Here is a 23,380-nt window from a genome sequence, read left to right as displayed (position 1 = left end):
CAACGGCGAAGGTGGACAGTCGTCTCACAGTGTGGAAGCCCGCAGAGGTCCCGCTCAGGTCATGTCGTGCGGCTGCGAGGTCGACTCGAGCACGCTCAGCCAGAGGTCGCCGTCGGGGGAGACCCCGTGGGTGCGGTGCGTGACGTAGGCGATCGGCACGTGCACGAACCGGTGCCGGCGGCGGCCCACGACCAGGTCCGTGCGCCCGGCCATGCCCGCGTGCACCGCGGTCTGGGCCAGCCGCGCGCAGTAGACGGAGTCGGCCGGGTCGGCCGGGACCGAGCGGATGAAGTAGCCCGGGTCGAAGTAGCGGAACAGCGCCTCCTCGCCGCGGGCCTCGAAGTCGTCGCCGATGCGCTCGCGCAGGAGACGGCCGATGTCGGCGAGCCGCTTGTTGCCGGACGCGTCGGTCGTCTCGGCGTGGGGCAGGTGCTCCTGTCCGGCACCCTCCGCGACCACGAGGACCGCGTGGCCCTGGTCCTCGACGGTGCGCCGGACGTGCGCGAGCAGGCCGTTGTCGCCGTCGAGGTCGAACGGCACCTCGGGGATCAGCACGAAGTCGGCGTCGTGGTTGGCGATCGCGGAGTAGCAGGCGATGAAGCCCGCGTGCCGACCCATGACCTTGACGATCCCGATGCCGTTGATGGCCGCCTCGGCCTCGATCTTCGCGGCCTTGATCGACTGCGCGGCCCGCGAGTAGGCGGTCTGGAAGCCGAAGCTCTGGCCGATGTGCGGGATGTCGTTGTCGATCGTCTTCGGCACGCCCACGACCGCGATGCCCGCGTCGCGGGCGAGCGCCTCCTCCGCGATGCGGTGCGCGCCGTGCAGCGAGCCGTCGCCGCCGATCACGAAGAGGATGTCGATGCGTCGACGTTGCAGGGTGTCGACCATGACCCCGACGTCCTGCGCGCCGCGCGAGGAGCCGAGCACCGTGCCGCCGCGCTCGTGGATCGTCTGCACGAACTCCGGTGTGAGATGGATCGGGCTGAGCCCGTGCTCGGGCACGAGCCCGGCGAACCCGTTGCGGAAGCCGGTCACGTCGGTCACGCCGTAGTGCTCGTGCAGCTCCAGCACGAGGGCACGGATGACGTCGTTGAGGCCCGGGCACAGCCCTCCGCACGTCACGATGCCGACACGAGTCTTGCTGGGCTCGAAGTAGATGTCGGCGCGCGGTCCGCCGGTCTCGAACGAGGGCATCTCGTCGAGCGGCAGCCCGCGGGCGCGCACGAGCTCGACGGTGTCGTCGAACAGGATGCGGTCGTCCTCGCCGACGTAGTACTGGTTCGTGGCCCGCCCGCCGACGTACGACGCGAGCGGCGACGGGACCGTGCACTCCCCGAGCCTCGTCACCTGCAGGTCCGCCAGCGTCACCATGCTCCCGACCCTATCGACGCCCCCGGCTCACGTACCGCTCGCGAGAGAGTTTGTGTGTACACAGGAGAGAGTTTGTTGGCACGAAGTCTCTCCTGACCACCAACAAAGTCTCTCGCGAGCGGGCCCCTCTAGGAGGCCAGGTCGTAGTCGGAGAGGGGGAAGCGGCCGGCCTCGCGGAAGGCGTTGAGGGTCGAGGTCGGGCGCAGGAGCGTGGCCTCGCCGTGCTGGTTGAAGTAGTAGCTGCGCGACGTGCCGCAGCTGCCGTGGGCGAAGACCGAGCTGCCCACCTGGCGGCGTACCTGAGCGAGGAACCGCGCGTTGGCCTCCTCGGTGACCTCGAAGCGGCTCGCGCCCCGGCGGTCGACCTCGGTCAGCAGCCGGTCGATGTGCTTCATCTGCGACTCGATCGTCGTGAAGTACGACAGGCCCGAGTACGACCACGGCGAGTTGAGGCTGAAGAAGTTCGGGAAGCCCGGCACGCTGACGCCCTCGTACGCCTGGAAGCGCTCGCTGCGCCAGAACGCGCCGAGGTCCTTGCCGCCTGTGCCCTCGATCGTGAACGCCGGGAAGTTGGCGTCCCACAGGTCGAATCCCGTCGCCAGCACGAGCGTGTCGATGTCGCGCCGGCGGCCGTCGGTCGTGACGATGCCCCGCTCGTCGACGTGCGCGATCGACGTCGTCTCGAGGTCGACGTGCGGCTGGGTGAACGTCGGGAAGTACGTGTTGGAGAAGGTGGGCCGCTTGCAGCCGAACGAGTAGTCGGGGGTGAGCTTGCGGCGCAGCTCCGGATCGCTCACCTGGCGGTGGAGGTGGCGCGTCGCGGCCGATGCGGCAGCGCGGTTGAACGAGCTGAACCGCTCGTACCGGAGCACCCCGGTCACCATGATCGCCTCGAGCACCGCGCTGCCCACGCCGCGTGCGACACGCTGCGTGAGGGGGACGGCCGCGAAGAGTCGCTGCACCGCGCGGGGGACCGGACCGTCGAGCTTCGGCGTCACCCAGATCGCGGTGCGCTGGTAGACGGTGAGGTGGCGGGCCACGCGGGCGACCTCGGGCACGAGCTGCACCGCGGTGGCGCCTGTGCCGATGACGGCGACGTCCTCGCCGGTCAGGTCGTGGTCGGCGTCCCAGGCGGCGGTGTGGATGACCTTCCCGGCGAACGTCTCGACGCCGGGGATGTCGGGCAACCGGGGCTGCGACAGGAACCCGGTGGCGGTCAGCAGGAGACGACCGCGGACCGTGGCGCCGTCGCTCTGCGTGACGACCCAGGCCCCGCCGGCCTCGTCCCACGCCGCGCGCTCGACCGAGACGCCGAAGCGCATGGACGGCCGCAGCTCGTACAGCGCCGCCACGTGGTCGGCGTACTTCTTGAGCTCGGCGCCGGGTGCGTACAGGCGTGACCAGTACGGATTCGGCGCGAACGAGTACGAGTAGGTCGACGACGGGATGTCGACCGCGATGCCCGGGTACCGGTTGACGTGCCACGTGCCGCCGAGGTCGTCCTCGCGCTCGAGGATCACGACGTCGCGCCGCCCGCGCTGGCGCAGCGCGATCGCGGCCCCCATGCCTCCGAATCCGGCCCCCACGATGACGGCGTCGTGGACGTGGGCGTCGGGCGCGCGCGAAACCCCGGACGTGGTGCCGGTCACAGCGTTCATGGCTTCACGGTCCCAGATACCGACGGTATCCCGCAAGGGGTGACGGCTCCGTTCCCACGCCTGACCTGCGCAAACATGGTCGTCCAGACGTGTGAGATACGTCCCTGGATCCGTGCTCCGACGCGACAGGTGGCTACCGTGAAGGTCATGAGTGCCGAGTTCAAGAATCGCCAGACCAGCGTGTGGGAGCGCACCGACGCGCCCCGCGACGGCGCTCTGCGCGTGGTGCGTCGAGGTCGCGGGCCCCTGCAGGTCGTGCACGAGCAGGCCATCGTGCACGAGACGCCCACCCTGCGGGCCCGCGTGCTGGCGCGGGGGCTGCGCCTGGTCGCCAAGCCCATGCTGGTGCTGCTCCCCTTCACCGATCACACCCTGGCGCTCGTGCACCGCCTGGACGCGCTCTCCGCGAAGCGACCCCGGTCGGAGCACGTCGACCGCGCGGTCCTCAGCCTCGGGGGGGTCCCCGCGGAGGCGATGAACCACCGCTACGGGCCCCCGAGCGAGGTGACGGTCCTGTACTTCCACGGCGGCGGCTTCTTCTCCGGCAGCATCGAGACGCACCGCCGCGTCTGCGAGCGGTTGGCGCTCACGACCGGCGGCACCGTGATCTCCGTCGACTACGTGCAGCTGCCGCACGGCGCCGTGGCCGACTCCGTCAGCGACGCCATCACGGCGTACGAGGCCCTGGCCACCGAGTCGACCCACCCCGGCAAGCTCGTCGTGGCCGGCGACTCCGCCGGCGGGTACCTCGCGATGAAGGTCGCCGAGCTGGCGACCAGTCGCGGGCTCCCGCGCCCGGCCGCCATCGTCGGCTTCTCGCCGCTGCTCAGCCTCGACCCCGATCGCGTCGACAAGGAGGGCATCGAGCGCGTCAGCCGGGTCAACGACGCCTACCTGCCGCTGCGCAAGATCCGTACGGTCCGCCGGCGGTGGATGCCCGAGGAGGGCGCGATCGAGGGCTTCGACTCCCCGCTCGACGCGGTCCACCTGATCGACTCGCCGACGTTCCTCGTGGCGGTCGAGGACGAGATCCTCCGGCCCGAGGTCGAGGCCCTCGCCGTGCAGCTCTCGGCCCGCGGCGTGGAGGTCGAGACCCACCTGTGGCGCGGCCAGGTGCACGCGTTCCCGGTGGTGGTCGACGTGCTCGAGGAGAGCCGCGAGGCGGTCCGCCTCGCCGGACGCTTCGTCCGCCTCGCCGTGGGCGAGGAGGTCGCCGACGAGGCGCCGCTCACCGACCAGGACCACGTGTCGGCCGAGCCCCTCACGGGCGAGGTCGTGTCGGAGGGCTCGCCGGAGGCCGCAGCCGTCGACGGCTACGTCGTGGGTGCCGCGGTCCCCGGCCCCGGTCCGCGGACCGCGGCCGGGCCGGCCCCCCGCCGCTGGTGGCAGTTCTGGCGCCGGGGCTAGCCACCCACCTGCTGGTCGAGTGCTGCACCACTTCGCTGGTCGAGTGCGTAGGCCGCCCGCGGCCGGAGCGTATCGAGACCCGGTCAGGTGGAGGATCTCGGTGGGACCGGCCGGTGGTTGAGGGGTGCCTGCACCTGACCGGGTCTCGATACGCCGGCTCGCCAGGGCTCGCCGAGCACTCGACCAGCGGGGTGGCCACCAACGGGTGGCGCGGCTCTGCGTGGTGGCGTCAGTCCTCCGGGTTGAAGCTGAGCTTGGCGCTGAAGCCGACCGCGTCGTCGGCCTCGAGCCAGACCGCGAGGCCGAACGCCCGCAGGAACGACACGTCGTCCGTGAGGTCCGACGGCGCACCGGCCGCCTTGAGCCCCTCGACGACTCCGCCGATGTCGACGAACAGCCCGCCGAGCGGGCGGTCGTGCTCCCCGATCACGGAGCCGAAGGCCTCGGACCCGGACAGGCCGTCGTCGGACTCCAGCGTCTCGGCCGCGTCGTCGTTCGTCGCGATGATGGCGCCGTCGTCGGTCTCGGTGATGTCGAGGTCGATCCCCACGTAGTCGACCAGCGACTCCAGCACGCCGACCACGTCGCCGTCGGACGTGATCTCGATCCCGGCCTTGACCGTGTCGAGCAGGTCGTCCAGGTCCCGCGCGCGGTCCAGGTCGTCGAGGCCGTCGGACCCGACGTAGATGTTCAGCTCGTCACCGAGCAGCGTCCCGAGGTCCTCCGGCAGGGTGAGTCCGGTCTCGTCCTCGAAGTCCTCCAGGGCGTCGTCGAACGTCGGGGGAGTGCACTCCTGGAAGTCCTCCTCCTCCTCGGGGATCGCGGTGCCCGGATCGACCGGCTCGGGCGGCGCCGGCACCGTGGGATCGACCGGCTCGAGCTCGGGCTCCGGCACCGGGCTGGCATCGGGCTCGACGGCGTCGGGCTCGTCGCCGGGGAAGCACTCATCGATCGCCTCGAAGGCGAAGAACAGCTCGCCCAGGGGCAGGATCGAGCTCCAGATGTTGTCGGCGAACTGGCTGCCGCCGACCAGGGACGCCCCGATCAGGGTGTCCTCGGGCAGGCCCGCGATGCCGTCCTCGTCGGGCGTGTCGAGGTCGCGGGTGAGCGTCGTGACGCCGGCGGCCTCGAGCGAGTCGTCGGTGGCGCGGACCGTGACTGCCGCGGTGTCGAGGATCTCGTAGGCCTCGAGGAACGCCTCGATGTCGGCGGGGGCGTCGTCGCCGAGCTCCTCGATGGCCTCCTGGGCCTTCTCGAACAGGGCGCCCTGGTCGTACCAGACCGACGCGACACCGTCCTCGCCGAGCGTGTCCATGTCGTCGCTGAACTTCTCGTTGTCGCCGCCGAGGGTGCCCTCGCCGGCGGCCGCGTCGACCGCCTCGGCGCTGTCGGGGGAGATGGTCACGAGCGCATAGCCGTCGCGGAACGCGATGCCCGGCTCGTCGAGGTCGTCGCCGAGCTCGCCGGCGACGTCCTCGAGCACGCCGCACTCCTCGACGAGCTTCGTGATGCCCGCGCGGGCCTTGTCCTCGTCGGTGACCTGGAGGACGAGGACGGAGTTCTCGGCGATGCTCCGCTCGGTCTCGTCCTCGTCGTCGGTGATCTCGAAGCTGCCGATCAGGCCCAGGCCCACCCGCTCGCCGATCCACGGCTTCACGTCGTCCTCGTAGTCGACGCCGCAGGCGTCCTCGAGGCCGAACCAGTCGGTGAACGCTACCTCACGGAGATCGGCCTGCGAGTCGACGTCCTCGAGGCCGAGCTCCTGGCGGACCTCGGGCACACGGTTGATCAGGTCCAGCAGCGCGATCTTCTGGCTCGCGGACGGGTCGAGGTCGAGGCGCACGTAGGCCACCGTGCTCGCCGGCAGGACGTCGGCCGGCTGAGGTCCACCGCCGCTGAGCTTGGTGTAGGCGACCACACCGATCGCGGCACCGGCGACGAGCGCCAGCGCGAGCACGCCGATGCCGATCTTCAGGCCGCGCCGGCTGCGTCGTGGGGGACCGCCCGAGGCAGTGGCCCCGTCACTGCCGCCGGGCGGGGGCGGCAGGGTGCCGCTGCCGGCGCTGGTCTCGGGTCCCGGTGCGCCGGGCGGCGGAGGCAAGGTGCTCATCGATGGATCCCCACGGTGTCGGCGACGGGCGGCCGAGGCCGCCCCGGACGCAGCCCCCTGCTGCGACTGCCCGAAGAATAGCCACGATCGGGCGCCAGGATCGACACCAGAAACCGGCAGGGTTGACTGTTTCTGCGGGTCTCTCCATGCTGTGGGGGTGTCCGCGACCCCCCACACCGACGACCCGGCCGTCGCGCCCGACCTCGAACCGGCGGCTCGCGTGCCGCAGGGGGAGCGCACCCGGGTCATGCGGCTGCGGCTCATGGAGGCGACCGTCGAGTGCCTCGTGGAGCTCGGCTGGCCCGGCACCACCACGACCGTGGTCAGCCAGCGCGCCGGCGTGAGCCGCGGAGCGCAGCTGCACCACTTCCCGACCAAGCAGGACCTGGTCGTCGCGGCCGTGGAGCACCTGACCGAACGGCGGCGGCTCGAGCTGGCGCAGTCGGCGGCCGACCTGCCGGCGCAGGGACGCACCCGCGCGGCACTCGACCTGATCGCGGCCCAGTACGTGTCGCCGGTCTTCTTCGCGGCGCTCGAGCTCTGGGTCGCGGCCCGCACCGATGCCGTCCTGCGGGACGCCGTCGTGCCCCTCGAGCGGCGCTTCGGACGGGACGCACACGCCTACACCCTGGCCCTGCTCGGCGTCGACGAGAGCCGGGGCCGCAACCGCCAGCACGTGCAGGCGACCCTCGACCTGGCGCGCGGCCTCGGGCTGGCCGCGTCGCTCACCGACGACAGCGCCCGACGGGCGTCGATCCTCGACGCCTGGGCCGACACCCTCGACCGTGAGCTGGAGACCTGAGATGGCCGACCCCACCCCGACGAACCCCACCCCGACCAACCCCGTGGTCGCCGACCTCGTCGCCGAGAGCGAGCAGCTCGACGGCTGGGTCGCCGGTCTCGACGACGCCGGGTGGGAGACCGTCACGACCCCCGAGGGCTGGACCGTGGCCCACCAGGTCGCGCACCTGCTCTGGACCGACCGGGCCAGCCTCGCCGCGATCGCCGCTGGCGAGGAGTGGAAGCTGCTGCAGCACGTCGCGCAGCAGGACCCGACGGGCTTCGTCGACAGCGAGACCGAGCGGCTCGTGGAGATCGCGCCCGACTCGCTGCTGCACCACTGGCGCGACTCCCGGCACCGCCTGTCCGACGCGCTCGCGGCCGTGCCGTCGGGCACCAAGATCGAGTGGTTCGGCCCGCCCATGAGCGCAACCTCGATGGCGACCGCGCGGCACATGGAGACGTGGGCGCACGGTCAGGACGTCGCCGAGGCGCTGGGCCTGGAGGTGCCGCGGACCGATCGCGTCCGCAACGTCTGCCACCTCGGGGTCCGCACCCGCGGCTTCGCCTACCTGATGCGTGGTCTCGAGGCCCCGGCCGCCGAGGTGCGCGTCGAGCTCACGGCGCCCTCGGGCGGGCTCTGGACGTGGGGTCCGGAGGACGCTGCCGATCGCGTCACCGGCGACGCCTGGGACTTCGCGCTCCTGGCCACCCGCCGCCGCCACCGCGACGACGTCGACGTCCGGGCCGAGGGCGACGCCGCCGACGGCTGGCTCGACGTCATCCAGACCTTCGCCGGCCTGCCCGGCAACGACCCCGTGCGGCTGGCGGACAGGTAAGCACTCGTCTCCTGCAGGCTGCCCGCGGTGCACGACAAGCGGCCACGGACCGGCGAGCGGGGCCACTGCCGCCGGTCACCTGACGGTCGAGTTACGGAGTTCACTCCGTAACTCGTGACATCCCACGGCACAGGTGCCGTGGGATGTCACCAGCTGGCGTGCCAAGCGGTGGAGAAACAAACAATCAGGGTTGACTGTTTGTTCTGAACGGGGCACGATGCCAGCGTGACGATTCGCGTGGGCAACTGCTCCGGCTACTACGGCGACCGCATCTCCGCGATGCGCGAGATGCTCGAGGGCGGCGAGCTCGACTACCTGACGGGCGACTACCTCGCCGAGCTGACGATGCTGATCCTCGGGCGCGACCAGCTCAAGGATCCCGACCGTGGCTACGCCCGCACGTTCCTGCGCCAGGTCACCGACTGCCTCGCGCTCGCGCAGGAGAAGGGCGTCAAGATCGTCGCCAACGCCGGCGGCGTGAACCCCGCGGGCCTGGCCGACGCCCTCCGGGCGGCCGCGCAGGAGCAGGGGATCGAGGTCAACGTCGCGCACGTCGAGGGCGACGATCTCCGCCAGCGCACCGAGGAGCTCGGCTTCGGTGAGGTCATCACCGCGAATGCCTACCTCGGCGCGTTCGGCATCGCCGCGGCGCTCGACGCCGGCGCCGACATCGTCGTGACAGGCCGCGTCACCGACGCCTCCGTCGTCGTCGGCCCCGCGATCCACGCGCACGGCTGGAAGCCCGACGACCTCGACGCCCTCGCCGGTGCGGTCGTCGCGGGCCACGTCATCGAGTGCGGCACGCAGGCCACCGGCGGCAACTACAGCGGCTTCCGCGCCCTCGACCTGAGCGCGCCCCTCGGCTTCCCGATCGCCGAGATCGACGCCGACGGCTCGTCGGTCATCACCAAGCACGAGGGAGCCGGCGGGTCCGTCACGGTCGACACCGTCACGGCGCAGCTCGTCTACGAGATCCAGGGCCCGACCTATGCCAACCCCGACGTCGTGACCCACCTCGACACGATCGAGCTGACGCAGGAGGGCGACGACCGGGTCCGCATCAGCGGCGTCCAGGGGTCACCCCCGCCGCCCACCACCAAGGTCTGCCTGAACGCGCTCGGCGGCTTCCGCAACACCGTGGCCTTCCAGCTCACGGGGCTCGACATCCCGGCCAAGGCCGCCTGGATCCGGGCCCAGATCGACGCCGCCCTCGCGGCCGACGCCCCCGACGAGGTCGAGTGGCACCTCGACCGCACCGACGTCTTCGACCCGGCCACCCAGGCGCAGGCCACGTCGGTGCTGCACTGCCACGTGCGCAGCAGCCGCTCCGAGCCGGTCGGTCGCGCGTTCAGCGACGCCGCCGTCCAGGTCGCGCTCGCCTCGTACCCGGGCTTCTACCTGATGGCGCCCCCGTCGAAGGGTGCCCCGTTCGGCGAGTACCGGGCGGCGTACGTGCCGCAGGACACCGTGCCGCACGTCGTGGTGCTGGCCGACGGCACGCGCGTCGACATCGCGCCGCCGACGGACACGGCGCCGTTCGACCCGCTGGCTCGCCGCGAGGAGCCGTCGCCGGCGTCACCCCCCGTCGACGGCGAGGTCCGCGCCGTCCCGCTCGGCGAGGTCGCCTTCGCCCGGTCGGGCGACAAGGGCGGCAACGCCAACATCGGCGTCTGGATCCCGGCCGACCACCCCGACCGTGACGCCGCGTACGCCTGGCTCGCGGCCGAGCTCACCCCCGACCGCGTCCGTGAGCTGCTGCCCGAGGCGGCACCGCTCGAGGTCGAGGTCCACCCGCTGCCGCGGATCGCCGCGGTCAACGTCATCGTCCACGGCCTGCTCGGCGAGGGGGTCGCCTCGTCGACCCGGCTCGACCCGCAGGCCAAGGCCGTCGGCGAGTGGCTGCGCGCCCGCGTCGTCACCGTCCCCACCACCCTGATCCCGGAGGTCTGATTCATGACTGACACGCTCACCGAAGCCCCGAACCTCACCGGCGTGAGCGCGTGGGAGACCCCCGAGCGGAAGGCGCTGCGCAAGGTCGTCGAGGACTTCACGCGCGCGGAGATCGCCCCGAACATGGCGCAGTGGGAGGACGACGGCGAGCTGCCGCGCCAGCTCCACGTCGACGCCGCGAAGGCCGGGTTCCTGGCCGTGGGCTACCCCGAGTCGGTCGGCGGTGAGGGTGGCGACGCGGTCGACGCCGCGATCGTCACCGAAGCCACCCTCGCGGGCGGCGGCTCCGGCGGCCTGCAGGCGAGCCTGTTCACGCATGGCATCGCGCTGCCGCACATCATCGACTCCGGCAACACCGACCTGATCGACCGCTACGTGCGTCCGACGCTCGACGGCCGGATGATCGGCGCGCTCGGTATCACCGAGCCCGGCGGCGGATCCGACGTCGCCGGCATCACCACGAAGGCCGTGCGCGACGGCGACCACTTCGTCGTCAACGGCGCCAAGATCTTCATCACCTCCGGCGTGCGCGCCGACTTCGTGACCACCGCGGTGCGCACGGGCGGCGAGGGCCACAAGGGCGTCAGCCTGCTCGTGATCGACAAGGACACCCCGGGGTTCACCGTCAGCCGCCGCCTGCGCAAGCTCGGCTGGCACTGCTCCGACACCGCCGAGCTGTCCTTCCAGGACGCCCGCGTGCCGGTGGGCAACCTGGTGGGCGAGGAGAACAGCGGTTTCTACCAGATCGCCCAGCAGTTCGTGAGCGAGCGCCTGTGGCTCGCGATCCAGGGCTACGCCACCGCCGAGCGCGCACTCGACCTCGCGGTCGCCTACGCCAAGGAGCGCCACACGTTCGGCCAGCCGCTCATCAAGCGCCAGGTCATCCGCCACAAGCTCGTCGACATGCACGCCCGCACCGCCGCGGCGAAGGCGCTGACCCGTCAGGCCGTCGAGCGCTCCACGGTCGCCTCGAAGGCCGACCCGTCGATGATCCTCGAGGCCGTCGTGGCCAAGGACCAGGCCGTGCTGTGCGCCGAGCACGTCGTGCACGAGGCCGTGCAGGTCTTCGGCGGCATGGGCTACATGCGCGAGACCGAGGTCGAGCGTCACTACCGCGACGCGCGCATCCTCGGCATCGGCGGCGGTGCCAACGAGGTCATGCGCGACCTCGCCGCCAAGCTGCTCGGCTACTGAGGTCTCGATACACCGGCTCGTTCCTCGCCGGCACTCGACCACCGGTGCGGCAGCCGGTCACTCACCTCAGCCCACAGAACCGCTTCAGAAGGAGCACCCGTTGAAGACAGCCGTCGACCCGGACCACCCGGGCTTCGTGACCAACCGTGACTCGATGCTCGAGCGCGTCGCCGACCTCGCCGCGCAGCACGCGCAGGCGCTGGCCGGGGGTGGTGAGCGGTACGTCCAGCGCCACAAGGAGCGCGGCAAGCTCACGGCGCGCGAGCGCATCGAGCTGCTGATCGATCCCGACAGTGCGTTCCTGGAGCTCTCGAGCCTCGCCGGCTGGGGGCAGGGGCAGACCGTCGGCGCCTCGGTCGTCACGGGCATCGGCGTCGTCGAGGGCGTCGAGTGCATGATCGTCGCGAACGACCCCACGGTGAAGGGCGGCGCCACCAACGCGTTCACGATCCGCAAGACCCAGCGGGCCGCGCAGATCGCCGCCGAGAACCGGCTGCCCTCGATCAACCTGGTCGAGTCCGGCGGCGCGGACCTGCCGAACCAGAAGGACATCTTCATCCCGGGTGGCCGCGGGTTCCGCGACATCACCCGGTCCTCGGCCGACCGCCGCCCCGTCGTGTCGCTGGTCTTCGGCAACTCCACCGCCGGCGGTGCGTACGTGCCGGGCATGAGTGACTACATCGTCATGGTCAAGGAGCGCGCGAAGGTGTTCCTCGGCGGTCCGCCGCTGGTCAAGATGGCCACGGGCGAGGAGTCCGACGACGAGTCGCTCGGTGGCGCCGAGATGCACTCGAGGATCTCGGGACTCTCCGACTACCTGGCGCAGGACGAGCACGACGCGATCCGTCTGGGCCGCCAGATCATCCGACGCCTCAACTGGCGCAAGCGCGGCCCCGAGGCCGTCGCCGACTACGCCGAGCCGGCCCTCGACCCCGAGGAGCTCCTCGGCATCATCCCGACCGACCTCAAGATCCCGTTCGACCCGCGCGAGGTCATCGCGCGCCTCGTCGACGGGAGCGAGTTCGACGAGTTCAAGCCGCTCTACGGCTCGAGCCTCGTGACGGGCTTCGCGCAGCTGCACGGGCGCCCGATCGGCATCCTCGCCAACGCGCAGGGCGTGCTGTTCAGCGAGGAGGCCCAGAAGGGCACCCAGTTCATCCAGCTCGCGAACCAGATCGACACACCCCTGCTCTTCCTGCACAACACGACGGGCTACATGGTCGGGGCGGAGTACGAGCAGGGCGGCATCATCAAGCACGGCGCGCAGATGATCAACGCCGTCTCCAACAGCACGGTGCCGCACCTGTCGGTCGTGATGGGAGCCTCCTACGGCGCGGGCCACTACGGCATGAGCGGCCGGGCGTACGACCCGCGCTTCATGTTCAGCTGGGTCAACGCGAAGTCGTCGGTCATGGGCCCGCAGCAGCTCGCGGGCGTCATCTCGATCGTCGCGCGCGGCGCGGCCGAGGCGAAGGGCCAGCCGTACGACGAGGAGGCCGACGCGCAGATGCGTTCCATGATCGAGGCGCAGATCGAGAAGGAGTCGATCTCGTACTTCACCTCGGGCCTGGTCTACGACGACGGCGTGATCGATCCGCGCGACACCCGCGCGATCCTCGGCATCTGCCTGTCGGTCATCGCGAACAACGAGATCAAGGGCACCGACGGCTACGGGGTGTTCCGGCTTTGACGCACGCGACCGCCCCCGTCCACACCTCCCAAGGAGCTCCTTCATGATTCGCAGCGTCCTGGTCGCGAACCGCGGCGAGATCGCCCGCCGCGTGTTCCGCACGTGCCGCGACCTCGGCATCCGCACGGTCGCGGTCTACTCCGACGCCGACGCCGAGGCGCCCTTCGTGCGCGAGGCCGACGTCGCGGTGCACCTGCCCGGCAACTCGGCTGCCGAGACCTACCTGCGCGGCGACCTCGTGCTCGCCGCCGCGAAATCGGCCGGCGCCGACGCGATCCACCCCGGTTACGGCTTCCTCTCCGAGAACGCCGAGTTCGCGCGTTCCGTGGGCGAGGCGGGCCTGACCTGGATCGGCCCCACACCGGAGTCGATCGAGGCGATGGGCAGCAAGATCCGCGCCAAGGAGCTCATGGCGGCGGCCGACGTGCCGATCCTCGAGGTCGACCCGGCCACGGCCACGGCCCGCGACTTCCCCCTGCTGGTCAAGGCCTCCGCCGGTGGCGGCGGTCGCGGCATGCGCGTCGTCGAGCGGCCGGAGGACCTGGAGCGCGAGCTCGCGGTGGCGCGCTCGGAGGCCGAGTCGGCCTTCGGAGACGGCACCGTGTTCGTCGAGCCGTACCTGCCGACCGCGCGCCACGTCGAGGTGCAGGTCATGGCCGACACCCACGGCACGATCTGGATCCTCGGCGACCGCGACTGCTCGATCCAGCGGCGCCACCAGAAGGTCGTGGAGGAGGCGCCCGCGCCGAACCTGTCCGACACCACGCGCGAGGCGCTGCACACGGCGGCCCGGAACGCGACGGAAGCCGTCAGCTACGTCGGCGCCGGCACGGTCGAGTTCTTGGTGGCAGGGACCGGAGACGAGGCCAGACCGTTCTTCCTGGAGATGAACACGCGTCTGCAGGTCGAGCACCCCGTGACCGAGCAGGTCTTCGGGGTCGACCTGGTCGCGGCGCAGATCACGGTGGCCGAGGGTGGCGAGCTCGGGGAGGCCCCGAGCGGCCCGGTCGGTCACTCGGTCGAGGTCCGCCTGTACGCCGAGGACGCCGCCGACGACTGGTCGCCGCAGACCGGCCTGCTGCGCACGTTCGAGGTGCCCGAAGGGGTGCGCTCGGACTCCGCGGTGGAGTCGGGCTCGGTCGTGTCGCACTTCTACGACCCGATGATCGCCAAGGTCGTGGCGTTCGGCGACGACCGGCGCACCGCGATCCGCAAGCTCGACGACGCCCTGCGTCGCACCCGCCTGCACGGACTCGTGACGAACCGCGACCTGCTGCGGGGCGTGCTGGCCGACGACGAGTTCGTCGCCGGCCGCGTGCACACCGCGCTGCTGCCCGAGCGGATCGAGGCCTGGACGGCGCCGACGCTCACGGGCGACCAGAAGGAGCGTCTGGTGCTCGCCGGTGCGCTCGCCCAGGCGCGGCTCGCGTCCACGACGGCACGGGTGCAGTCGCGCATCCCCACGGCGTTCCGCAGCGTCTCGAGCCAGCCGCGCGTCCGCCGGTTCCTGGTCGGCGACGAGGAGGTGGCGGTCAGCTACACCGGATCGATCCGGGGGCTCGCCAGCGACGTCGCCGAGGTCGTGTCGGCCGAGCCCCGCCGCGTCGTGCTCGCGGTGGACGGGGTGACCGAGACGTACGACGTCGCCATCGGGCCCGACTGGGTCGACGTCGACGGCCCGCACGGCTCGCTCGACCTCGTCCCGGTGCCGCTGTTCGTGGACCCGGCCGACGTGGTGGCCGAGGGATCGCTGCTGGCGCCGATGCCGGCGTCGGTCATGAGCGTCGCGGTCGAGGCGGGGCAGAAGGTCGCCAAGGGTGACACGATCGTGGTCCTCGAGGCCATGAAGATGCAGCACACCATCGCGGCGCCGGCCGACGGCGTCGTGACCGAGCTGGCGGCGTCCGCCGGCCAGCAGGTCGAGTCGGGCGCCGTCCTGGCCGTCATCGAGACCGAGGAGCAGGAATGACCGTGACCACCGAGACGCCCACCGCCGCCTTCAGCGAGACGCGCGAGCGGGGCGAGCTGCGCAAGGCCGTCGCGCAGCTCGGCGCCAAGTACGGGGAGTCGTACTTCTACGCCGCCGCGAAGGAGGGACGCAAGACCACCGAGCTGTGGCAGGAGGCCGGCAAGCTCGGCTACCTCGGCGTCTCGATCCCCGAGGAGTTCGGCGGTGGCGGCGGCGACATCGGCGACCTCGCCGCGGTGTGCGAGGAGCTGGCCACGACCGGCTGCCCGCTGCTGCTCATGGTGGTCAGCCCGGCGATCGTCGGCACGACCATCGCGCAGTACGGCACGCAGGAGCAGAAGGAGCGCTACCTGCCCGGCCTGGCCGACGGCACGGCGACGTACGCCTTCAGCATCACCGAGCCCGACGCCGGGTCGAACTCGCACAACATCGTCACGAACGCCGCGAAGGCCGAGGACGGCAGCTGGGTCCTGAACGGTCGCAAGACCTACATCTCGGGTGTCGACGAGGCGAGCCACCTGCTCGTCGTGGCGCGTCGCTCCGATGCCAAGACCGGCAAGCTCAAGCCGGCCCTGTTCATGGTGCCGACCGATGCCGAGGGCTTCACCGCGCAGGTCATCGACATGGGCGTCATCAGCCCCGAGAAGCAGTTCACGCTGTTCTTCGACGACGTCCGCATCCCGGCCGACGCGCTGATCGGCTCCGAGGACGCCGGGCTCGAGCAGCTCTTCGCCGGACTCAACCCCGAGCGCATCATGGCCGCCTCGATGGCCACCGGCACGGCTCGCTGGGCGATCCGCAAGGCCGTCGCGTACGCCAAGGACCGTGAGGTCTGGGGCAAGCCGATCGGCGCGCACCAGGCCATCGCGCACCCGCTGGCGCGTCTGCACATCGACGTCGAGATGTCTCGACTGCTGACGCAGAAGGCCTCGGCGCTGTACGCCGCAGGCGACCTGATGGGCGCCGGTGAGGCCGCCAACATGGCCAAGGTCGCGGCGGGCGAGGCGGCGGCGAAGGCCGTCGACCAGGCCATCCAGACCCACGGCGGCAACGGCCTCGCGAACGAGTACGGCCTCGTGCAGGCCGTGGCGTCGTCGCGGCTGTCGAACATCGCCCCGGTCAGCCGTGAGATGGCGCTCAACTTCGTGGCGCAGTTCTCCCTCGGCCTGCCCAAGTCCTACTGACCGAACCCTCCGCCCCCCACCTCGCTGGTCGAGTGTCCGCGAGGAACGAGCGGACGTATCGAGACCCGGTCACCTCGATCTCGATACTCGCCCCTCGTTACTCGGGGACGAACTCGATCAGCGGTGGGCAGCCCGATCGAAGGATCCCCATGTCTGAGCTCGTGCACCTGGACGTCGCCGACGGCGTCGCCACCATCACCCTCGACAGCGAGCACAACCGCAACGCGCTGAGCCGGCAGCTCGTCACCGAGCTGCGCGAGCACCTCGCGAGCGCCGAGGGCGACACCGACGCGAAGGTCGTCGTGATCCGCTCGGCGCACCGCGTGTTCTGCTCGGGCGCCGACCTGTCGGAGGCCTCGAGCGGGAGCATGGAGGAGGGCACCCGGGCGATCGTCGACCTGCAACGCCGGATCGTCACGTCGGTCAAGCCCGTCGTGGTCGTGCTCGGTGGCCCCGTGCGGGCCGGCGGCCTGGGCATCGTGGGTGCGGCCGACATCGTGCTCGCGGGGGAGTCGGTCACGTTCGCCCTGACCGAGGTGCGGATCGCGGTCGCCGCGGCCACGATCTCGCTCAGCCTGCTCGAGCGTCTCGCGCCGCGGTTCGCCGCCGACGTGTTCCTCACCGGACGCACGTTCACCGCCGCCGAGGCCGTCGGCGCCGGACTCGTGACGCGGGCCGTGCCGGACGGCGACCTCGAGTCCGCCCTCGCAGGGGTGCTCGCCGACCTCGCGCAGGGGCACGCTCAGGGCTTCCGTGAGACGAAAGTGCTGCTCAACCACGACCTCGTGGCCCGCATCGACGCCCTGGGCGACCAGGTCGCCGAGCAGTCGGCCCGTCTCTTCGGCAGCGACGAGGCGCGCGAGGCCATGCTCGCGTTCCTCAGCCGCAAGCGCTGAGCGTCCTGCGCCGGGTCGACCTCAGGTCGAGACCGTTCGACCGTCGTGGGCGCGGGTGTCGGTCGCGGCGATTACACTGGACTGCTCGCCCTGAACGTCTGAGGAGACCGGTGACCTCACCTGCTGCTGCCCAACGCGAGATCGCGTCCGAGCAGTCCTACGTCGACACCGTGTACGAGCGGCTCGACGCCTCCGCCGACGTGGCACGCGCCCTGGTCAAGGAGGGCTACGCCCGCGGGCACGTCGGTCACGAAGGCGGTCTCGTCGAGCGCGATGCCATGGTCTTCCAGGCCACGCGCCGGCTCACGGCGCTCAACGCCGCCCACGACGGCCTGGTCTTCGGCCGCCTCGACCTCGCGTCGGGCGACCGGCGCTACATCGGCCGCATCGGCGTGCGCGACGCCGAGCGCGAGATCCTGCTGATCGACTGGCGCGCCCCGGCCGCCTCGGTGTTCTACCAGGCCACCGCCGCCGAGCCCGCCGGCGTCGTCCGCCGCCGCGTGCTGCGCTGCTCCGGCAGCCAGGTCGTCGGTGTCGAGGACGACCTCCTCGACTCCGGCTCCGCCCCCGACGACATGGTCGTGGTCGGCGAGGGGGCGCTGCTCGCCAGCATGTCCCGCGCCCGCGACGCCACGATGCACTCGGTCGTCGCCACGATCCAGAAGGAGCAGGACGACGCCATCCGCGCGCCCAGTCGTGGCGCCACGATCATCGGCGGCGGCCCGGGCACCGGCAAGACCGTCGTCGCCCTGCACCGCGCGGCCTACCTGCTCTACACCGAGCGGCGCCGCTTCGAGTCCGGCGGCGTGCTCGTGGTCGGCCCGTCGGGGGTCTTCATGGCCTACATCGAGCGGGTGCTGCCCAGCCTCGGCGAGACCAGCGTGACCCTGCGCTCGCTCGGCGAGGTCGTCGACGGCGTCAAGTCCGGCCGCCACGACGAGCCGGTCGCCGCCGCGGCAAAGGGCTCCCAGCGCATGGTGCGGGTGCTGCGCCGCCTCGCCACCGAGGCCGCCCCAGGCGAGCCCACCGAGTACCGCTACTTCTACAAGGACGACGTCCTGCGGCTCGACGAGCGCCGCCTCGCCGGCCTGCGCCGTCACCTCCTGCACCAGGCGTCGTACAACCGCGCCGTGCCGCGGGTGCCCGCGGTGCTGGCCGAGGCGCTCTGGCAGCAGGTCAACGGCGAGCGGGCCCTCGAGAAGGGGCGCGAGGGCTTCCTCGAGGAGCTCGTCGACGACCACCGCTTCGTCTCGTTCGTCGAGGCCTGGTGGCCCGAGCGCGACGCGGTCGAGATGTGGGGCAGCCTCCGCGAGCGCATCACCGACGTCGCGCACGGTGCGTTCCGCCGCGAGGAGCTCGACGCGCTGAAGACCTCGTGGCAGGCCGAGACGCCGAGCATCGAGGACGTCCCGCTCGTCGACGAGCTGCGCTACCTGCTCGGCGAGGTGCCGGCCCAGATCGACGACGACGGCGACGTTCCCAAGCAGCTCATGAGCTTCGAGCGCAGCGAGCGCGAGGACCGCCGAGCCACCCGCTCGATCGAGGACGACGGCTACGCGCACGTGCTCGTCGACGAGGCGCAGGACCTCTCGCCGATGCAGTGGCGCATGGTCGGGCGCCGCGGTCGCCACGCCAGCTGGACCATCGTCGGCGACGCCGCGCAGTCGTCCTGGCCGGTTCCGGCCGAGGCCGAGCAGGCCCGCCTGGAAGCGCTCGAGGGCAAGCCCGAGCACCGCTTCCGCCTCTCCACCAATTACCGCAACTCCGCCGAGATCTACGGCCTCGCCGCCGACGTCGCGCGCCGGGCCATCCCGGGCGCCGACCTCGCCGACGGCGTGCGGCGCACCGGCGAGCAGCCGGCCCACCTCGAGGTCCCGCCGGGCGGGTTGACCACCGCGGTGCGCGAGGAGGCCGAGAAGCTGCTCGGTCGCGTCGAGGGCTCGGTCGCGGTCGTCGCGCCGCTGGCCCTGCGCGCCGCGCTGCAGCGCGAGCTGGCTCCCGTGCTCGACGCGCACGAGCGGCTCCGCCTGCTCGACGCCCTCGACACCAAGGGCCTGGAGTTCGACGCGGTCGTCGTCGCCGAGCCCGACGCCCTCGTGGGCGAGTCCGAGGCGGGGTGGCGCACGTTCTACGTCGTGCTGACCCGTGCCACCCAATTGCTCACGACCGTCGGGAGCACCTCCCGGTGGAGGACGGAGGAGCCAGCGTGAGACTCAGGCCCACACTTCGACGACCCCAGTTCCGACGTCCCGTCCCGCGGTCGGTGATGTCGCGTCTGGTCGCCCTCCTGGTGCTGCTCGCTGTGGTGGTCCCGGTGGGTCTGATGGTCGCGCGCAGCACGTTCGAGTCCTCCGAGCGATCCATCTCGATCGGGGCGCACCAGGCCATCCTGCGGCCCGACTACTCCGGCGAGATCATCGCCGACTTCGGCCCGCTGCTCCCGCTCGTGAAGGTGCCCCTCGACGACCCGCGGTTCGGCATCGGTGCCCGCATCCAGCTCGGCGACGCCGACGTCGCCTCGCTCGACGAGCTGCTTGCGCGCGATGCCGTCATCGCCTCGCAGCCCGAGGGCGAGATCGCGGCCGTCGAGGCAGCGATGCGCGAGATGTGGATCGACTCGGCCGTGCGCGGCACGGGCGTGGCCGTGGCCCTGGCGGCCGTCCTCGTGACCGGGTGGGTCTGCATCGGACGCGAGCGTCGCGGGCAGATCTTCGCCGGGGCGCGTCAGCCCCAGCCCCGTCGGGTGCTGGCCGTCATCACGGTCGGTGTCGTGGTGGTGGGCAGTCTGGTCGTGGCCGACCGCTCCGATCCCAGCTCGGTCGACCGCGACGTCGACTGGGTCAGCCTCGAGGAGGTGTTCCCCGACCTGCCCAGCGACCCCCGCATCGAGCGGCTCGAGGTCTCCGACGGTGCGGCGCTGCGCAGCGGAGAGTCGCTCATCGAGGGCGCCATCCGGACCTACCAGGAGTCGAACACGTTCTTCGACAAGCTGGCCGAGACCGCCAAGGACGTCGAGGTCCGCACCCCCGACGAGGGCCAGACCGTGGCGCTCGTCGTGACCGATCGTCACGACAACGTCGCCATCGATCCCACGGCCCGGCAGATCGCCGACAACGCCGAGGCCTCGATGCTGCTCGACCTCGGCGACGACACCTCCAACGGGGCCTCGTGGGAGGAGTTCAGCATCAACTCCCTCGCGCGCGAGTTCGACGACCTGCCGATCGTCGCGGTCGCCGGCAACCACGACCAGGGCTCCAACATCGCCGATCACATGGAGGACATGGGCTTCCAGCTCCTCAAGGGCGAGCCGACGACGATCGAGGGCGTCCGGTTCATCGGCGACAGCGACCCCCGGTCGTCGGGCCTCACGAAGGGCTACACGGGCGACGAGGACGACAACATCTCCGCGATCAAGCAGCAGGACGAGGCGTTGACCGAGGCGGCCTGCGACGACGGCGAGGTGGCGGTCGCCCTGGTGCACAGCTCCGCGTCGGCGCGCGATCTCGCGCAGTCGGGGTGCGTCGACCTGATCCTCTCGGGGCACCTGCACCGCCAGGTTGGCCCTGACGTCGTGATCAGCGACGACGGCAACCCCACCGTCACCCTCACGACGGGCACCACGGGCGGCGCGATCTACGCGTTCGCGCTCGGCACGGGCCTGCGCCGCGAGGCCCAGATGACGCTCGTGACGTTCGAGGACGGTCGTCCGGTCGGTCTCCAGATCGTCGACATCGCGCCCGGCGGCACCATCACGCCGCAGGACTACGTCACGCTCGCCGACGTGGTCGCCGAGAAGGCCCCCGTCGACCCGGACAACTCGCCCACCGACGCCCCGCCCGTCGGCCCCGACACCGTCGAGTAACCCCCGCTGCGTAGGGCGGGCGGTGAGATACGCGCCGTTCGTGTGGCGGGGCGGTGGCCCGGGCGTCATTCGTGGGTCTCGAATTGCGCCCCACTCACCGCCCGTGCACGGCGCGGGGTGTTGGCGCGGCAGGAATGCGGCCGTAGAGCCGGCGGAAGTGACGACCGAACTGGGGTGCCGGGCCCGGGTAGCCGCCAGCGACGAGCGCGGCGTGCAACTTGGTGATCACGGCGATGATGTTGCGCATCTGTTCCTTGGTGACCTGGAGGTAGTCCAGACCGATGACGCGCAGGAGGCCGTAGCGGTCGATGTCATGGAGATACTGGCGTCGGTCGGCCTGGTGGTGCGCGCCTTCGTACTCGACGATGACCTTCCAAAGGAGCCAAGCCAGGTCGACGATGACGGTGCGGCCCCGGATCGTGAGCGGGACGTTCAGCTCCGGTGCGGGCAGGCCGGCGAAGACGGCGGAAGCCCGGAGCTCCGACTCGCCGGGTGACGCCGACCGTGCATCGAGGTAGGGCGCGATCCAGACCGCCTGGGCGGATCCGTGACGCCAGTGGTCGTGCCGGGCGAGCTCGAGCAATCCGGGCAGAGTGATGTGGTCCTCGCGCAGGAGCCAGTCGCCGACGATGATGGCGTCCAGCACGGTGGCCTCGGAGCAGTAGGCGATGAAGGCGGCGGTGGGAACGACGGAGAGATCGTCTGCGAACGGCATGCGATCCGTGCGGTGCAGCATGATGCCGTCGGTCGCGATGTGGTGGTCACGGGCGACGACGAAGTGCAGCGGAAACTGAGACCCGTGGTCGAGCCCGAGCTGCTGCACCCGGGTGATACCGGTCAGGCGCGCATCTCGCGGGAGCGTGAGATGCGCCGCGAGGATCCAGTCGCCGGTCGTCATGACGTGGTCGACGTGCACCCAGACACGAGGGAACAGACGCCGGTACGACGCCCCTCGAAGCACGTGTCGGGTCACCCCGTGCGCCGCGGCCTCCTCGGGCGTGAAGGGTCGATGAGCGAGCGGTGCGGGCACCACGTGTCGGGACGGCATCCCAGCACGTCACCACGAGCCGATGTCACCGGGCGTCCCTGACTTCTGGCTCTGTGGACGGATCCGCTGTCCACAATCCGCGGGAGCGGTGGGTCAGGCGCAGTTCACGGTCAACGAACTGCGCGCAGCTCACCGCCCGTCGTAGCGAACTGCGCGTAACTCACCGCCCGATCCCCGAGGGGCAGCCGGGGGGTCAGGTGCAGCGGGTGAGGATCAGGCGGGCGTAGGCCTCGGCGGCGGTGACAACGTCGTGGATGCTGACCTGCTCGTCGACCGCGTGGGCGTGCTGGATGTCACCGGGGCCGTACTGCACCGTGGGGATGCCGGCCGCCTGGTAGAGGCGCAGGTCAGACCCGTACGGGGCGCCGACGACCTCGGGCGAGGTGCCGAGCGCATCCGAGACCTCACCGATGAACGGATGGCTCCCGGGGAGCGCGCCGGCCGCGAAGTGGCCGCCGGGCCACGTGACGACGGCGGGGTTCTCACGCAGGAACAGGTGGTCGGCGTGCCTCACGGCCTGCTCGAACGCAGCCTTCGCCTCGGTGAACGACTCGCCCGGCATCACCCCGTGGCGTCCCTCGGCCACGACGAGGTCCGGCACGGTGCTGGCCCACTCGCCCGCGCGCAGGATGCCGACGCTGATGGGCCACGGCACGCCCGTGAATGGCTCCGGGGGGGCGGTGTTGCGGCGCGCCTCGAGCTCGCGCATCGCCCGGTGCACCGCCTCGAAGACGTCGATCGCGCTGGTGCCGGTGGGTCGCATCGAGCCGTGCGTGGAGTGCCCGGGGACCTCGACGCGGAACGTCAGCGAACCGGCGTTGGCCGCCACGACCTGGTGGGCCGTCGGCTCGGCGATCAGGCAGGCGTCGCCGGTGTGCCCGCGGCGCAGTGTCGCGAACGTGCCCACGCCGCCGTCCTCCTCACCGATCACGGTGTGCACCGCGAAGGGCCGGACGAGCTCGACGCCGGCATCGGCCACGGCCCGCGCCGCCGCGATGATCGCGACGACCCCGCCCTTCATGTCGCACACGCCGCGCCCGAACCACACGCCGTCGTCCTCGTGCAGGTGCCACGGGTCGGCGCCGGTCCACGACTCCGGATCGCCCGAGGGCACGACGTCGAGGTGCCCGTTCAGCACCAGAGCCGGAGTGCCCTCGCCGGAGACACCGACGCACCCCCAGGCCTCCTCACGCTCGACCTCCTCGCCGGGGTAGTCGGGGTCGGCGCGCATCTCGTCGAGGTCGATGCGCCACAGGTCGACGTCGAGCCGCAGGCCCTGCAGGGTGGCCGCGCTCCAGCGCTGGGCCATGACCTCGCCCTCGGACCCGCCGACGGAGTCGATGCTGACGAGCTGCGCGAGGTCGCGGCGGATCAGGTCGACGTCGATGTCCATGGCGTCAGTCTGGCAATCGACCACGC

General features: G+C 71.5%; 16 protein-coding genes. 11 read left to right on the top strand and 5 right to left on the bottom strand.

The features are described 5' to 3' along the window. Nucleotides 1–54: 54 nt before the first annotated feature. On the bottom strand, nucleotides 55–1,374 hold the full coding sequence (locus V6S66_RS16780) for an ATP-dependent 6-phosphofructokinase (protein WP_334207942.1): 1,320 nt from the start codon (nucleotides 1,372–1,374) through the stop codon (nucleotides 55–57). Nucleotides 1,375–1,502: 128 nt separating this feature from the next. Further along, nucleotides 1,503–3,032, bottom strand: coding sequence for a flavin-containing monooxygenase (locus V6S66_RS16775; RefSeq protein WP_334207941.1), 1,530 nt, complete (start codon nucleotides 3,030–3,032; stop codon nucleotides 1,503–1,505). Between the two features lie 147 nt (nucleotides 3,033–3,179). Between V6S66_RS16775 and V6S66_RS16770 the strand changes: the two genes are divergently transcribed. Then, the gene (locus tag V6S66_RS16770; protein WP_334207940.1) at nucleotides 3,180–4,439 is read left to right on the top strand and encodes an alpha/beta hydrolase; all 1,260 of its coding nucleotides are present in this window, start codon (nucleotides 3,180–3,182) and stop codon (nucleotides 4,437–4,439) included. A 229-nt stretch (nucleotides 4,440–4,668) separates the two neighbouring features. On the opposite strand, the gene V6S66_RS16765 is transcribed toward V6S66_RS16770, so the two are convergent. Beyond that, entirely contained in the window at nucleotides 4,669–6,549 is a 1,881-nt protein-coding gene (locus tag V6S66_RS16765) for a DUF3352 domain-containing protein (protein ID WP_334207939.1), read from the bottom strand. 157 nt (nucleotides 6,550–6,706) lie between these two features. Here V6S66_RS16765 and V6S66_RS16760 point away from each other — a divergent pair, with 157 nt between their 5' ends. The 10 genes from V6S66_RS16760 (at nucleotide 6,707) to V6S66_RS16715 (ending at nucleotide 20,913) form a co-directional block, all read left to right on the top strand. Beyond that, a complete protein-coding gene (locus tag V6S66_RS16760) occupies nucleotides 6,707–7,351 on the top strand; it encodes a TetR/AcrR family transcriptional regulator (protein ID WP_334207938.1) in 645 nt (214 codons plus the stop codon). Nucleotide 7,352: 1 nt separating this feature from the next. Beyond that, nucleotides 7,353–8,168 (top strand): TIGR03084 family metal-binding protein, encoded by an 816-nt coding sequence (locus V6S66_RS16755; protein WP_334207937.1) that lies wholly within the window; start codon nucleotides 7,353–7,355, stop codon nucleotides 8,166–8,168. A gap of 225 nt (nucleotides 8,169–8,393) precedes the next feature. Next, a complete protein-coding gene (locus V6S66_RS16750; RefSeq protein ID WP_334207936.1) occupies nucleotides 8,394–10,118 on the top strand; it encodes an acyclic terpene utilization AtuA family protein in 1,725 nt (574 codons plus the stop codon). Between the two features lie 3 nt (nucleotides 10,119–10,121). Further along, a complete protein-coding gene (locus tag V6S66_RS16745; RefSeq protein ID WP_334207935.1) occupies nucleotides 10,122–11,312 on the top strand; it encodes an acyl-CoA dehydrogenase family protein in 1,191 nt (396 codons plus the stop codon). 154 nt (nucleotides 11,313–11,466) lie between these two features. Continuing rightward, nucleotides 11,467–13,002: an acyl-CoA carboxylase subunit beta gene (locus V6S66_RS16740; RefSeq protein WP_334207977.1), complete on the top strand. Its 1,536-nt coding sequence runs from the start codon at nucleotides 11,467–11,469 to the stop codon at nucleotides 13,000–13,002. Between the two features lie 43 nt (nucleotides 13,003–13,045). After that, on the top strand, nucleotides 13,046–14,971 hold the full coding sequence (locus V6S66_RS16735; RefSeq protein WP_334207934.1) for an acetyl/propionyl/methylcrotonyl-CoA carboxylase subunit alpha: 1,926 nt from the start codon (nucleotides 13,046–13,048) through the stop codon (nucleotides 14,969–14,971). Then, nucleotides 14,968–16,155 (top strand): acyl-CoA dehydrogenase family protein, encoded by a 1,188-nt coding sequence (locus V6S66_RS16730; RefSeq protein WP_334207933.1) that lies wholly within the window; start codon nucleotides 14,968–14,970, stop codon nucleotides 16,153–16,155. Before V6S66_RS16735 ends, V6S66_RS16730 begins: the two co-directional genes overlap by 4 nt. A gap of 149 nt (nucleotides 16,156–16,304) precedes the next feature. Beyond that, a complete protein-coding gene (locus V6S66_RS16725; protein ID WP_334207932.1) occupies nucleotides 16,305–17,051 on the top strand; it encodes an enoyl-CoA hydratase-related protein in 747 nt (248 codons plus the stop codon). A gap of 110 nt (nucleotides 17,052–17,161) precedes the next feature. Next, nucleotides 17,162–19,261, top strand: a complete 2,100-nt coding sequence (locus V6S66_RS16720; protein ID WP_334207931.1) for a HelD family protein — start codon at nucleotides 17,162–17,164, stop codon at nucleotides 19,259–19,261. A gap of 56 nt (nucleotides 19,262–19,317) precedes the next feature. After that, complete coding sequence (locus tag V6S66_RS16715; protein WP_334207930.1) at nucleotides 19,318–20,913, top strand: metallophosphoesterase family protein; 1,596 nt, start codon at nucleotides 19,318–19,320, stop codon at nucleotides 20,911–20,913. A 94-nt stretch (nucleotides 20,914–21,007) separates the two neighbouring features. Here V6S66_RS16715 and V6S66_RS16710 read toward each other — a convergent pair whose 3' ends face one another. Next, nucleotides 21,008–21,961 (bottom strand): hypothetical protein, encoded by a 954-nt coding sequence (locus V6S66_RS16710; RefSeq protein WP_334207929.1) that lies wholly within the window; start codon nucleotides 21,959–21,961, stop codon nucleotides 21,008–21,010. Nucleotides 21,962–22,154: 193 nt separating this feature from the next. Further along, nucleotides 22,155–23,354: an ArgE/DapE family deacylase gene (locus V6S66_RS16705; RefSeq protein ID WP_334207928.1), complete on the bottom strand. Its 1,200-nt coding sequence runs from the start codon at nucleotides 23,352–23,354 to the stop codon at nucleotides 22,155–22,157. Nucleotides 23,355–23,380 lie beyond the last annotated feature (26 nt).

The organism is Aeromicrobium sp. Sec7.5 (assembly GCF_036867135.1).
Lineage (GTDB): Bacteria > Actinomycetota > Actinomycetes > Propionibacteriales > Nocardioidaceae > Aeromicrobium.
Note: the sequence above shows the minus strand (reverse complement) of the source record. Positions and strands in the feature narration are given on the sequence as shown.

Coding starts and splice junctions, on each gene's coding strand:
- V6S66_RS16780 (WP_334207942.1), bottom strand. CDS start 1,374: ATGGTGACGCTGGCGGACCTGCAGGTGACGAGGCTCGGGGAGTGCACG.
- V6S66_RS16775 (WP_334207941.1), bottom strand. CDS start 3,032: ATGAACGCTGTGACCGGCACCACGTCCGGGGTTTCGCGCGCGCCCGAC.
- V6S66_RS16770 (WP_334207940.1), top strand. CDS start 3,180: ATGAGTGCCGAGTTCAAGAATCGCCAGACCAGCGTGTGGGAGCGCACC.
- V6S66_RS16765 (WP_334207939.1), bottom strand. CDS start 6,549: ATGAGCACCTTGCCTCCGCCGCCCGGCGCACCGGGACCCGAGACCAGC.
- V6S66_RS16755 (WP_334207937.1), top strand. CDS start 7,353: ATGGCCGACCCCACCCCGACGAACCCCACCCCGACCAACCCCGTGGTC.
- V6S66_RS16745 (WP_334207935.1), top strand. CDS start 10,122: ATGACTGACACGCTCACCGAAGCCCCGAACCTCACCGGCGTGAGCGCG.
- V6S66_RS16740 (WP_334207977.1), top strand. CDS start 11,467: ATGCTCGAGCGCGTCGCCGACCTCGCCGCGCAGCACGCGCAGGCGCTG.
- V6S66_RS16735 (WP_334207934.1), top strand. CDS start 13,046: ATGATTCGCAGCGTCCTGGTCGCGAACCGCGGCGAGATCGCCCGCCGC.
- V6S66_RS16730 (WP_334207933.1), top strand. CDS start 14,968: ATGACCGTGACCACCGAGACGCCCACCGCCGCCTTCAGCGAGACGCGC.
- V6S66_RS16725 (WP_334207932.1), top strand. CDS start 16,305: ATGTCTGAGCTCGTGCACCTGGACGTCGCCGACGGCGTCGCCACCATC.
- V6S66_RS16715 (WP_334207930.1), top strand. CDS start 19,318: ATGTCGCGTCTGGTCGCCCTCCTGGTGCTGCTCGCTGTGGTGGTCCCG.
- V6S66_RS16710 (WP_334207929.1), bottom strand. CDS start 21,961: ATGCCGTCCCGACACGTGGTGCCCGCACCGCTCGCTCATCGACCCTTC.
- V6S66_RS16705 (WP_334207928.1), bottom strand. CDS start 23,354: ATGGACATCGACGTCGACCTGATCCGCCGCGACCTCGCGCAGCTCGTC.